We start from the raw sequence: 12,479 nt of genomic DNA, 5'->3' as shown, positions 1-12,479 counted from the left end.
AATCCTTCCCTTTGCCTGAGAGGGCCCTTGAAGTTAATGAAAATTATTAGCAAGGCGCTGTCCACCGGCAACAGAGAGAGAGCTAAGCTAAAGCTCGACGCTGTTGGCCTTTCGGCGACAGGCTGGCAGGAAGAGGGTCTGCTTTCTCAACTCACTCCATGTCCAAAATCCAGCCCCTGAACCCAGAGCGGATCGCCCAAATGGCGGCGGGAGAGGTGATCGACTCGCTGGGGGCTGCTCTGCGGGAATTGCTGGAAAATGCCCTCGATGCTCAGGCCACCCGCATTCAGGTGGAGATTTGGCCCAGTCGCTGGCAGGTGCGGGTGGCCGATAATGGGCAAGGGATCCCAGGTTCGGAGCTGGAGCAGGTGGCTCGCCGCCACACCACCAGCAAGTTGGACGGTTGCAGCCTGGGATTTCGTGGGGAAGCGCTGCACAGCCTGGCCCGCTTGGGATCCTTGACCATTCAGACCCGCCATGCTGACGATGCCCACGGCTGGCTGGCCGCCTACAACCGACAGGGGGAGCTGGCCCACCAGCAGCCGGCGGCCACTGCCTTGGGAACGGTGGTGACGGTGGCGGATTTGTTTGCCGACTGGCCTCTGCGCCGTCGAGGTGTGCCCCCTATTGCCCCGCTTCTAACCCTGGTGCAGAATGCGGCTTTGGCCCATCCTTGGGTCAGTTGGCAGGTGCATCGGGAGGGACAACTGCTGCTCAGCCTCTGGCCGGGAACATCTCTGCAAGATCTGCTGCTGCAGGTGTTGCCGCAGTTGGATCTTTCGGATCTGCGCTATCAGCGGATCCAGGAGGGGGATAGCGATTGGGAAGTGGTGCTGGGCCTACCGGATCGTCTGCATCGCCCCCGCCCCGATTGGATCCGCCTGGCCGTCAACGGGCGATTTGTGCAGATGCCAGACTGGCAACGGGTGATCCAGTCAGTCTTTCAGCACGCCTTGCCCCGCCACCGCCATCCTCTAGTGGTGGTACATCTGCGCCTGCCACCTGAGCAGGTGGACTGGAATCGCCATCCTGCCAAGAGTGAGCTCTATCTACGGGATCCGGAGATCCGACAGGAGCAGTTGCGCCAACACCTACACGCTCTTCTGCAATCGGGATCCGGGCAAGCCAGCCGCCGCTCTGTGCATCTCATCCGCGCCAGCGAGGCCAAGTCGATCTACAGGGTTTCCTCCCTGCAAAGTCCGGCTCTCCCCGCTGCCGGTTGCTCCCTGCCGCCTCTGAAGGCCCTGGCCCAACTGCACCGGATTTACATTTTGGCGGAACACCCTCAGGGGCTGTGGCTGGTGGAGCAGCACCTGGCCCACGAGCGGGTGCGCTACGAGTACATCCAACAGCATTGGCAGCCGGTGGAGCTGGAGACGCCGGTCATGCTGGAGGGATTATCCTCCCAAGCAATGGAGCAATTGGGTCTGGAGCTGGAGCCCTTTGGCCCCAACACCTATCTGGTGCGCCGCGTGCCTCTGGCCCTGTGGTCGGAAGACCCCAAGGAGATTCAGGGATCCCTGCGAGAATTGAGCCGCTGTGCTGACCTCGAATCAGCTCAAGTGGCGGTGGCCTGTCGCGGCGCCCTGCGCAACGGGATCCCTCTGACCCTGGAGCAGATGCAACAGTTGCTGGAGGCCTGGCAGCGCACCGCCAATCCCCACACCTGCCCTCATGGCCGGCCAGTGTATCTGGCTCTGGCCGAAAAAGATCTGGCCCGTTACTTTCGTCGCCGCTGGGGGATCTGCGACCGGCCCATCTCCGACTCCAAGATGGGATCTTTTTGGGAGCTGGAGCCGCTGGGAGACAGGTTTGCCGCCCAAGTGCGGCGCTCGAGCAGCGCTTCTGCCTCGGAGCCCAGGGACGAGACCCGCTCCGCCCCACTATAATCGGGGATGTCCAACTGCTGACCCCCCCATGGCCTCTTATCTCAAACTCAAAGCCCAAGAAGAGACCTGGCTGCAGCGCCATGCCCGTCTGATCTTGGCGATCTTGGCCAGCCTGGGATCCCTGTTGACGGCCTACCTCACCTACACCAAGCTGACCGATCAGCCTGCCGCTTTCTGCACAGGGGATGGGGGGTGCGACCTGGTGCTCTCCAGCCGTTGGGCAGAGTTTTTGGGGATCCCGACGGCAACAGTTGGCCTGCTGGGCTTTTTGGGGGTCTTGGCGCTGGCGGTGCTGCCGGATGAGATCCCGCTGGTGAAGCGGTGGCGCTGGCCGGCCCTGTTTGGTCTGGTTTCCGCCATGACCGCCTTTGAAATGTACATGCTCTACCTGATGGTGGGGGTGCTGCGGCAATTTTGTCTGTATTGCACCACCGCCATAGTCTTGGTGGCCAGCCTGTGGGCGGTAACCCTGCTGGGCCACCGCTGGCTGGATGGGGGCAAGCTGGCCTTCAGCTACATTCTCGTGAGCTTTCTCACCTTGGTGACCACCATTGGGGTGTATGCCAACCAAGTTCCTCCCCCCAGCCCCCTGGCGGCAGGGTTGGCGGCCCACCTGCGGCAGATCGGCGGCACCATGTACGGGGCCTACTGGTGCCCCCATTGTCAGGAGCAGAAAGAGCTGTTTGGGTCGGCCTTTGCCCAAGTGCCCTACGTGGAGTGCTCCCCCAACGGTCCCGGTACGCCCCAAGCCCAGGCATGCACAGAAGCAGGGATCACCAGCTATCCCACCTGGATCATCAACGGCCGCACCTACGTGGGGCTGCGCTCGCTGGAAGCCTTGGCGGCAGCTTCCGGCTACCCTCTCGAGCCCGGCGGAGGACAGTAGTTCTCCAGGAGCGATGGCAGGAAGAGGCGTACACAGTTTCGCCCGGCTTGCTTGGCCTGGTAGAGGGCCTCGTCCGCTCGTTGGAGTGCAGCTTCTGGATCTAAGGGGTCATCTTCGCTGATAACGATCCCGCCAATGCTAATGGTGACAGGCAGGCTGCGTTTGGGCGAAACGTCAATTGGCCGGCTGGCGATGGCCCGGCGCAGAGACTCGGCGTAGCGGTGGCAGTGGGCGGGGTTGAGCCCAGGGGTGACGCAGACAAATTCTTCGCCGCCGTAGCGGTAGAGCAGGCTGGAGGGACGCAGTTGATTGTGCAGCCGCCCAACGAGGGCCTGCAACACGCAGTCGCCGATGAAGTGGCCGTAGGTGTCGTTGACCTGCTTGAAGTAATCCACATCCATCATCAGCAGGCAGAGATAGCGATAGCGGGCTTGCCCACGGGGCCCCACCTGCTTGAGCAAATGGGGCAACGCCTGGTCGAGAGCGCGGCGGTTCAAGGCTCCGGTCAAGGGATCCGTCAAAGACAGAGACTCCAACAGCTCGTTGCGGGCCCGCAGTTGCCGGTTGGCCTGGGCCAAAGCTCGGGTGAGCCGCTGCAGGCGCAGCCCCGCCCGTATCCGGGCCCGCAGCTCCTCAGCCTCGACCGGCTTAACGATAAACTCGTCCGCCCCTGCATCCAGCCCCTGCACCCGATCCTCAACTTCGGAGCGGGCGGTGAGCAAAAGGAAGTAGACAAACTGGCCGGCAGCGGAGTTCTTCAGACGGCGACAGAACTCTACTCCAGACAAACCCGGCATGACCCAGTCGCAGATGATCAAATCCGGCCATTCGCTTTCATCCAGGGTCTGCAGGTGCTCCCAGGCCAACTGGTCGCTTTCCCAGCTTTCCACCCGGTAGTTGGAGCTTTTGAGGACTTCGCCGATGTAGCGACGGCTCACCGGGTCATCGTCGATGACCCAAATGCAGGGAACCTGAGCCGGCACCTGGCTCCACGAAACTTCCTCCAAGGGCAAGGGCTCCGTCCCACCAACGGGAGCGGAAACCAAGCTGGGGGAAGGCTGCCAGCCTTCGAGTTCAGCCGACAACATGAGGAGAAACCCTGATACGGCGAAGTAATGCCAATTCTATCCCTGAGGTCTAGCTGCAGCTAGAGCTGGGAGTGGCCAGGCAAGCCGGATTGGCGGGCTGTTCGCCCAGGCCAAGGTGCAATGCTTCCACAAACTGCCGCACCCGGATGGGGTCAATGAGGGGAAAGGGATCCGCACAGCGCACCGGCATGCCGGCGGAACGGGCCGGCCGTTTCAGAGAACTGGCCACAATCACGCCATCCGCATGGCGGATGAGGGTGCCGATGTTTTCGGCGGTGGCCCCTGAGCCAATCAACAGGGGTACCTGAGGGGCAACCTGGCGGGCCAGCTCCAGCTCCTCCAGAAGGGGTGGCTTGCCGGTGGCCCAGCCGGAGAGAATGATGGCATCGGCCAGGCCGCGCTCCACCGTGTCGGCGATGGCTGCATCCAGACGGATGGGACTCAGGGGCTGAGCGTGTTTCACCAGCACATCGGCGAAAATCTTGATGTCGGCCCCCAACTCGCGGCGATAGCGCAGCAGGCGGTGGGCATTCCCCTCAATAATGCCTTGGTCGGTTATCATCGCCCCGCAGAGCACATTCACCCGGATAAACTGCGCTCCCACGCTGGCGGCGATGGCCAGAGCACTGTAGCCATCGTTGCGCAAGACGTTGATCCCGATGGGCAGGGAGACCAGCATTTTGATCCGCTGGACAACCACGGTCATGGCGCTCACCACCGCCGCGTCTACCCGCTCCTTGGCAAAAGGGGCATCGTAAAAGTTCTCGACGAGGATCCCGTCCACCCCGCCTGCCGCCAAGGCCGTGGCAGCCTGTTCTGCCTGAGCGATCACCCACTCCAAGTCCCCTCCCCAACGGGGGGAGGTGGGCAGCGGCAACAGATGAACCACCCCAATAACTGGATGGGGGGTCTTGAACAGGTGTTGCAGCAGGTTCACCGGCGAGCTTCCTCAGGGATCCCTAACGATCTTACGCCTGGATCTGACCCATGGCGGTATTCTGCGAGGGAAGTGTAACATCAGGGCGGGGCGGAGAAGAGCTGGCCAGGCCTCGGAGCAGTTGTGGCACCATACCCGGCCCTTCGTAAACCCAGCCGGTATAGACTTGCAGCAGGCTGGCTCCGGCTTCCAGCTTCTCCACAGCATCGGCCAAGGTGAAGATGCCCCCCACTCCGATGATGGGCAATTTTCCTTGGGTGGAGCGGTGGATGTAGCGAATGACTTGGGTGGAACGCTCCCGCAGGGGGGCACCGCTGATCCCGCCGGCTTCTGCCAGAATTGGCCTGGGTTCTGAGATGCCGTGGCCAGGTAGAAAACGGGTTTTCAGGTTGTCGCGGCGCAGCGTGGTGTTGGTGGCCACAATCCCGGCCAGTGCATAGGTTTGGGCCAGTTCCAGGAGGCTGTCGATTTCAGGCCAGTCCAAGTCGGGGGAGATCTTCACCAAAAGAGGTTTTCGCCCCTGATTTTCCTGCTGTAAGGCAGACAGGATGGGCTCCAGTTGCTCAGCAGCCTGCAGGGATCGCAGGCCTGGGGTGTTGGGGGAACTGACGTTGACCACGAAGTAGTCCCCCAGCTCCTGGAGTAGCCGGAAGCTGGCCAGGTAATCGGCAGCCGCTTCTTCTAGGGGGGTGATTTTGGCTTTGCCCAGGTTAATCCCGATGGGAATAGGACGCCGACGCAACCGGCGCAACCGTTCAGCCAGAGCCGCTGCCCCCTGGTTGTTAAAGCCCATACGATTGAGAGCGGCACGATCTTGGGGCAGTTGAAACAGGCGCGGTTTGGGGTTGCCCGGCTGCGGCCCAGGAGTGACGGTGCCCACCTCCACAAAGCCAAATCCCAAGCTGGGCCAGACGGCCAGAGCCAGGCCATCTTTGTCAAAGCCCGCAGCCAAGCCAAGGGGATTGGGAAAGGTGAGGCCCCATAGTGACACCGAGAGCCGGGGATCCCGGTAGCAAAACAGTCGCTCCAGAGCCGACAGGATCCCGGTGGCCTGGGTAGTGTCGATCCAATGGAGGGCACGCAACAGCCCCACCTTGACCGTTTCTGGATCGGCTCTCAGTCCAGAAAAAAGCAAAGGCCACACCACATCTCGGTACAGGTTCACCGCAAAGATCCCCTAAACTCCCCCTTGACTGTAGCTGGCTTCCGCGTTGCAAACCGTCGGCGTGATGGATTCTGGACTCATTGCCGGCCAAGGGATATTCCACGGCAGCATTCAGTAGTGGCTCCTCTGGGCTTGCTCTTTGCCGGCGACGGGGTCGTCTTGCTGCTCAAGGCCGGCTCCCCAAACGGCCCCCAAGAGCAACGTTATCAACAGGTGCACGCGGCCATCCAACATCACCACATCCAAAAGCCCTGAGACAAAAAACGCTGTCAAAGCCAGCAGCATCCCCAACAGGACACTTTCTTGAGAGCGCCGCCAGGCTTGCCACCCCCGCGCCAAAATCCAGCCCCACAGGATCAGATGGCCCAGCAGCAGCGGGATCCCGCCCTCAGCCGCCAGATGTAGGTACAAATTGTGGCAGTGGCCCAGCAGCTCCGGCGGATCCTGAGCATTGTAAAGAGCGGCAAAGCTCTGCCAGCCCCAGCCGGTCAAGGGTCGCTCCCGTGCCATCTGCAGGGCAAAATGCCAGGCATCCAAGCGGTTGGCGGTGGAACTAAAATAGAGGGCTTGAGGATCGAAGGTGTCTGCCAGACGGCTCCAAATCAATCGGGGCACAACGGCCCGCCAGCCCGGCCAATCCCAAGCGGCGGCCAAGCTGGCCAACCCCAAGCCGCTCAAGAGCCCGATTCCCCACCAACAGCGCCGCAGCGCCAACCCTATCACCAGCGCCAGCCCCCCCACTCCCCAGCCGTTGCGAGAGGCCGTCAGCAGCAGCAGCAGGGATCCCAGCCCCAGCATCGCCCCCAGCCCTGCTCTTCCCAGCCAGGATCGTCCCACCCCTTCCCACCCCAGCCCCGCCGCCAAGCAGAGATGGATCACCAAGTAAATGGCCAAGATATTGGGAGAGGTAAAAGCTGCCGCCGGTCGCTCGCCTCCGGCCACCCCCGTGATCCAAAGCGGCCCCAAAACGAGATGCCCCTGCCACCCCCACAGCACCTCTCCCCAGCCCAGAAGCAGCATCAGCCCGCTGCCCAGAACCAGCACCTGGGCCAAACGACGACGGCCCCCAGGAGAACCACAATCGGCCAGCACCGCTGCAAAGGCCGGCAGCATCAACAAAAAAGGCCAGTAGTTGAACATCCCCGGCAGGCTCAGCCGCCAATCCTCACCCACAAAGGCCACGCCCACCGCAGCCAAGCTCAGGAGAGCTGCCAGCCCAAATAGAGGATCGCGAAGGATCCTTTTACCGCAGCAGGTATAGCCCTGGATTGTCCCCACCAAAGCCAACAGCAAGCTGGGGGCCAAATTCACCGGGAGCAGCGCCGCCGCCCCCAGCAGCCAGCCCCGCGGCCGAGAGGGCAAGGGATGCGGCGGCAACTCTTGAGACACAACCGGTGCAGAAAAAAACATCATTCATCCTCAAGGGGGATCCCCGGCCTGACCCGTCCCTGGCCGAAGTAGCGCCCAAATTGCAGCTCATACACCTCATCTTCATCTTGGGTTTCCACCCAGAGCTCCGAACGGGCATAGCCCACACACAGCAGCCCATACCCCTGCTCCTTCAGCTCGCGCGAGAGGCCCATCGCCTCCGGCTGGTACAGAGATCCCCGACGCACTCGCACCGCGCAGGTGGTACAGGCGCCGTTGCGGCAAGCAAAGGGCAGTTGGATCCCTTGGGCCTCGGCACTGGCCAAGATGTATTGATTCGCCGGTACCTGGATCAGATAGTGGGTGTCCCGTTGGCGGTCGTGGATGTGAACCGGGTAAGAGGGGACAGAAAAAGGAGAAGGCATGGAGAAAGTGGCCCCTTTCCTAGAGTAGGAGACTTCTTCATGATCCCACAGGATTTCCACAGCCCGAGGTCTGGGATCTCGACTATCAAATCCCCAGCACCTGCCACAAGCTCACCCCCAACCCCAGAGCGCCCAGATGGTAGGGCCACTGCAAGCTCTGGCGGGCAATTTTGCCCGTGAGGGCCCAAGAGAGAAGCACTGCCAGGATCAGCGTGGATCCCTGGAGAAACTGAACTACCGCCGGGTGCGCCTGCCACAGCACGGGAAGAGCAGATCCCGTCTGGGAAAAAGTTGCCCAGGTTACCGGCAGCACCTGCCCCGCCTCCGTTAAAAACAGGGGCCAGTAGAAAGCCAACGTTCCCCCCAAAACCAAGGGCAGATAGCCGTAGATCATCTCCGCAAAGGGTCGGGGTCGCGCCCCCCGGCCCAGCCGATGCCACAACCAAGCCAATCCCCAAGCTGCCAAAGGCACCAAGCTGGGAAACCCCAAAGCCAGCAAAGCGGCCCCCAGATGGGGCCAAAACTGCCGTAGATCCCAGCTCAGACCCCATTGGGCCATCTGTTCTGCCAACCGCGGCAGACAGTGTAGGTAGATGCCTCCCAGCAACAACAGCAGCAAAGCAATTTCGGCAGCGCGCGGCGTATGGGTAGTCCACAGCTCGATCCCAGGTGGGCGCAGGTTGAACTCCACCGAGCGATGGGGACAGGCTTTGAGGCAAGTCATACAAAGGACGCAATCTTTGTTGTCTTGCAGTTGCGCCGGATGGGAGTAGAGGGGACAGCCTCCCGTCGCCATGCCTTCCCCCTTCTCGGGCCCTCCTTTGTAGCACTGGTAGGTGGTGCATTCTGCCGAACAGGTGCCCTGCTGCGCCCGCAGCTCCGTCATCGAGAGCTTGGCGTAGAGGCCGTTCATGCCCCCAATCGGGCAGAGGTAGCGGCACCAAAACCGCCGCTCAAACACCAGTGAGCAGGCCACCGCTCCACCAGTAATCAGCAGCAGCAGCCACCCCGACAGGTAAGCCGTATTGGGCAGATCCCAGATCTCCTCCCACAGGAAAATCAACGCAAACCCGGCAAACAGCACCCAGCCGCCCCAGCGCTCCGCCGGCTGTCGCGGCCATTTCTGCAACTGCCGCGGCCAAAGCCATAACGACAGCCTCTGGATCAACTCCCCATAGATCATGAAAGGACAGACGGCACACCACACCCGTCCCAAGAAGGGAAACACCAGCAGCACCAGCGGCCACCACCAGGCCCAGAAAAGATTCAACCCCACATTGTGGGCCCGATCCTGAGGCCCCCAAAAGAGGAGAAACACCACCAGGGTATAGAGGGGCAACACCAGGCCGTAGTTGAGGCGATCCGGCCACCAAGGGCTGCGCAGCAGGCGACGCAAGCGGGGATAGACGTTGAGCAGGTTGAGGCGAAACCGCTTGCCCCGAGGCTGGGAAGCCCAAAACACCTCTTCCCCCAGCACGCTCGCCCCCGCGGCCTGCACTGCCGCCCGCTCGACCAGGCTGCGCAGCTCCCGCGAGTTGCCGGGAAAGTCGTAGCTCTGCAAGCGGCGCAGCGCCTCCGGCGAGAGCTTGGGCTTGGGGATCCCGCGCCGGCGGCTGTAGAGGCTGAGAAAATAGTCGGCCATGGCTTTGATATCGGCCTTGCGCACCCGCAGCGGCGGCACTTTGATGGCCATCGCCCAAGGGTCAAGGGCGGGGATGGGCCGTTCTGACACCATCAGCAGACGACAGCGACAGGGGCGCTCCTCTCCCGGCTCCCCTTCCCCCCGCTGCACAGGGGTGTAGGATCCCGTCTCCAGCAGGCGCAGCAACTTGGGCATCAGCTCGGCGGGCAGCTCGTGCAGGTTGTTCAACAGCAGCGTGCCCTCTCCCAGCCACTCCAGCAACCCCGGCTTGCCCCCCGTCCGCCCGAACAGATCCGCCCCACTGGCCTGCAGGGCGCTGCAATCCACCTTGATCATGGGCTGGCGCCGCCGCGGGGATCCAAAATGGATCAGGGCGGCGACGTTGTCTTTTTCCAGGCCCGGCTCCCCGAAGATCAACACCGGCTTGCCGCTCTGGGCTGCCTCTTTGATCTGCTGCCGCAGGCGCACCGCGTAGCGGCTGGAGCCGACGATCCCCCGCTCCACCTTCGGCACCAAGTAGGGGCGCAAAGCCACTTGCCGCTCCTGCTCATAGCTGAGGCGATCTTGAGCCTGGGCCAGCGCCTCGGCCAATTGCCCCGAGTGCTCTGCCAGCCAACGGCGCACCACCGCAGCCGGGATCCAACCCCGGATCCCGGCGGAAACGGCCACCAGATCCCGCCGCAGGGGCTGCTCCGCCAGGACTTCCCCCAGATGAGCCACCGCGCCAGGCAGCAGGTTGAGAACCTCCCCGGAATGGGGATCCCGCTCTTCCCAGCGTCCCTCCAGCAAAATCTGGATCCCATCCGGCAGGGTTCCCGCCTCTGCCAAAACCTCTCCCTGGCCAAAGGGATGATCTTGCATTTGCTCTGCCAGAGGATACAAGCTCTCCGACGTCAGGCTTTGAAACAACGTCTGCGCTTTCAGCCAGCGGGCACGCTCAACAGGAGTCATCTGCAGTGCCTCTGTTGTCTTGGGATCCCTTAGCTGCATTATCTTGCCTCTTTTGAGCAGCTTCCAGCCTGTTGGGATCCTTAATTTGAACAACCTCTGGCCAGTCAAGGCAAATGCAACTGCCGGCCGATGCGCACCATCGGCCCCAGCCCCAATCCCGTCGGGTTGAGCGCCTGCATCTCAAATAGGGCCAGAATGTGGCGCACTTGCAGCTCTGGAGTCACAGAATTCACCCCCATCGCCACCACCAAGCCGCAATAGCCACCCGTCGCCCGGCACCACCGTTCCCAGCGCTTGCGGGCCATGGAGTGAACGGGATCATCTTCGGGAAACTCCCCGAACAGGTGCAGGTCGCGATTGCCCGTTTGCACAATTTCCAGGTCGTAGCGATCGCCATCGAAGGGATCTACCCCTGTGTTGAAACAAACGCCCTGGGGCCCGCCTTCTCCACGCAAATTCTCGATCAACTGCTTCGCTTTGGAGCGGGAAGTGCGCACGATCACCACCGGCAGCCCTTCTCCCCTTTGCACCAGCTTGCTTTGCGGGAGTGGATGCCACTGCCCCGTGCGACGCAGCATTTCCACCGTTGTCCACGGCAACACCCCCAGGCCCAGTTGGGCACCCTCAGGCACCAAATCATCCCGCAGCAGGGTTTGGGTGTGCTCCTCCTCCTCTTCGTCTCCTTCCAGCTCCAGAAGCTCTGCAGCCAAGTCTGGCAAGGTGCGCACTTGCACCGAGAGGGTTTCCCCTTCCGCCTGGGGGTTGGGAATGCGGTACCGACCCTGATAGGGTTGAAAGTCCTCTTCCAGCCTGCGGTGGTACTGCTTGAAGAAGCGATGCAAGGCTTCCAGGGCCACCGCCAAGACCGCCGCCTCATCCTCCTGCAAAGTCACGCGCAAGCCTTCCAGAGGGTGAATGGTGCCGAAGTTCGGCTCAATTTCATCGGGATCCAACTCTGCCAAGTCCAGATCCGGCAGTTCGTTGAGCTCAGGATGGCGAGCTTGAAAGGTGAGATAGAGACAATCTTGCCTGAGGAAGGCCTCTTCCATCTCTTCGGGAGTATCCGGCTGCCCCGCATCCTGGCGAAACTGTTTGAGGGAAGGCAGCGAGCGATAAAAAAGCACCCCATACTCCATGCCCAATCGCCCCATCACCGAGACGTAAAGGGTTTGGATATCCCAGTGGTTGAGGTCGAGCGCTAAGATTTGGTGATCCTCTAGGTAATTCCAGGGAGCATCTCGCCAGAGGGTGAGGGCTCTGCCGGCCAGCAGCTCAGCATAGTTTTCTGGCAGCGGGGGAGGGATCCGCCCGTTGGCCTCTTGAAAGCTCTGCAGGATCTCGTCGATCAAGGGCAATGCCGGCTGGCATTCCACCTTGATGTCCAGCTCGTGCAGAATGCCGCGCAAGAAAAACTGCACCTCTCGATCCCGCACGACGATCTTTTGGGGACGAGCGGGCGAAGCAGCATGGGGCTGCTCCATAGCCATGATCAAGGTTCGCACCATCGGCTCAACACCCGAGCCAGCGGGCACCACTTCCATGGCCCGTACCACTCCCTGGATGCCATCCACCCACAGGATGCACTCCCCTTCCGTTTGCGATCCCAGGGGCGGCAATCCCAAGAGGGTGTGGCGATCCCCTTCCCACACCGAGGGCACCTGGGGCAACTTTTGCAATCGACGAATCGTGGCGGCTGGGAGACCGGACATAGACATCCAAGCAAGAATTCAGGAGAACAACCCAAGCGGCTGAGTGGATAGGCCCAACCAAGCAGGGATCCCGCTGCAGCCATCTAACCACCAGTGTAGAAGCTGAGTTCCGCTTCAGCGAGAGGACAGACATGGCAGAGTCAAGCCCTACAGCGGCCAAGAAAGCTGATGGTCAGACTCGAACTGACGACCGCTCGATTACAAGTCGAGTGCTCTACCAACTGAGCTACACCAGCAGTTTAGGCTTGTCGATTCTAGCATTTTCCAGCCTTGCCCCCCAAGTGGCAGGCTCGGACGGGGAGATATAGTCGTTTCCAACAAGATTAAGATACTTTGCCGCCAGCCCAAGCGCTCCGCGTCGCTGCCCTCACCCCCAGCCCCTCTCCCAGCCCTCACCCCCAGCCCCTCTCCCAGAGGGA

9 protein-coding genes and 1 tRNA gene are annotated in these 12,479 nt (G+C 61.8%); 2 read left to right on the top strand and 8 right to left on the bottom strand.

Annotation, left to right across the window (positions count from 1 at the left end; genetic code table 11):
- The first annotated feature begins 158 nt into the window (after positions 1 to 158).
- Together mutL and NW844_RS10070 are read left to right on the top strand one after the other, a co-directional pair.
- Entirely contained in the window at positions 159 to 1,889 is a 1,731-nt protein-coding gene (gene mutL / locus NW844_RS10075; protein ID WP_414335323.1) for a DNA mismatch repair endonuclease MutL, read from the top strand.
- 28 nt (positions 1,890 to 1,917) lie between these two features.
- Positions 1,918 to 2,775, top strand: coding sequence for a vitamin K epoxide reductase family protein (locus tag NW844_RS10070; RefSeq protein ID WP_414335321.1), 858 nt, complete (start codon positions 1,918 to 1,920; stop codon positions 2,773 to 2,775).
- On the opposite strand, the gene NW844_RS10065 is transcribed toward NW844_RS10070, so the two are convergent.
- From NW844_RS10065 to NW844_RS10030, 8 genes are all read right to left on the bottom strand, one after another.
- Positions 2,745 to 3,863: a diguanylate cyclase gene (locus tag NW844_RS10065; protein ID WP_414335320.1), complete on the bottom strand. Its 1,119-nt coding sequence runs from the start codon at positions 3,861 to 3,863 to the stop codon at positions 2,745 to 2,747. The two genes, NW844_RS10070 and NW844_RS10065, sit on opposite strands and share 31 nt — an antisense overlap.
- 49 nt (positions 3,864 to 3,912) lie before the next feature.
- Complete coding sequence (gene btpA / locus NW844_RS10060) at positions 3,913 to 4,800, bottom strand: photosystem I biogenesis protein BtpA (protein ID WP_414335318.1); 888 nt, start codon at positions 4,798 to 4,800, stop codon at positions 3,913 to 3,915.
- A gap of 31 nt (positions 4,801 to 4,831) precedes the next feature.
- Positions 4,832 to 5,965, bottom strand: coding sequence for a quinone-dependent dihydroorotate dehydrogenase (locus tag NW844_RS10055; protein ID WP_414335316.1), 1,134 nt, complete (start codon positions 5,963 to 5,965; stop codon positions 4,832 to 4,834).
- Between the two features lie 111 nt (positions 5,966 to 6,076).
- Positions 6,077 to 7,378 (bottom strand): O-antigen ligase family protein, encoded by a 1,302-nt coding sequence (locus NW844_RS10050; protein ID WP_414335314.1) that lies wholly within the window; start codon positions 7,376 to 7,378, stop codon positions 6,077 to 6,079.
- On the bottom strand, positions 7,375 to 7,758 hold the full coding sequence (locus NW844_RS10045; protein WP_414335312.1) for a 2Fe-2S iron-sulfur cluster-binding protein: 384 nt from the start codon (positions 7,756 to 7,758) through the stop codon (positions 7,375 to 7,377). The genes NW844_RS10050 and NW844_RS10045 overlap by 4 nt, the downstream gene beginning before the upstream one ends.
- Positions 7,759 to 7,843: 85 nt before the next feature.
- Entirely contained in the window at positions 7,844 to 10,351 is a 2,508-nt protein-coding gene (locus NW844_RS10040) for a sigma 54-interacting transcriptional regulator (protein WP_414335310.1), read from the bottom strand.
- 104 nt (positions 10,352 to 10,455) lie between these two features.
- A complete protein-coding gene (locus NW844_RS10035; protein WP_414335308.1) occupies positions 10,456 to 12,060 on the bottom strand; it encodes a DUF6930 domain-containing protein in 1,605 nt (534 codons plus the stop codon).
- Between the two features lie 163 nt (positions 12,061 to 12,223).
- Positions 12,224 to 12,296: transfer RNA gene (locus NW844_RS10030), tRNA-Thr, on the bottom strand.
- Positions 12,297 to 12,479 lie beyond the last annotated feature (183 nt).

This window comes from Synechococcus sp. H55.2 (assembly GCF_047462495.1).
Taxonomy (GTDB): domain Bacteria; phylum Cyanobacteriota; class Cyanobacteriia; order Thermostichales; family Thermostichaceae; genus Thermostichus.
This window is presented reverse-complemented; position numbering and strand designations above follow the sequence as displayed.

Coding starts and splice junctions, on each gene's coding strand:
- mutL (WP_414335323.1), top strand. CDS start 159: ATGTCCAAAATCCAGCCCCTGAACCCAGAGCGGATCGCCCAAATGGCG.
- NW844_RS10070 (WP_414335321.1), top strand. CDS start 1,918: ATGGCCTCTTATCTCAAACTCAAAGCCCAAGAAGAGACCTGGCTGCAG.
- NW844_RS10065 (WP_414335320.1), bottom strand. CDS start 3,863: ATGTTGTCGGCTGAACTCGAAGGCTGGCAGCCTTCCCCCAGCTTGGTT.
- NW844_RS10050 (WP_414335314.1), bottom strand. CDS start 7,378: ATGATGTTTTTTTCTGCACCGGTTGTGTCTCAAGAGTTGCCGCCGCAT.
- NW844_RS10045 (WP_414335312.1), bottom strand. CDS start 7,758: ATGCCTTCTCCTTTTTCTGTCCCCTCTTACCCGGTTCACATCCACGAC.
- NW844_RS10040 (WP_414335310.1), bottom strand. CDS start 10,351: ATGACTCCTGTTGAGCGTGCCCGCTGGCTGAAAGCGCAGACGTTGTTT.
- NW844_RS10035 (WP_414335308.1), bottom strand. CDS start 12,060: ATGTCCGGTCTCCCAGCCGCCACGATTCGTCGATTGCAAAAGTTGCCC.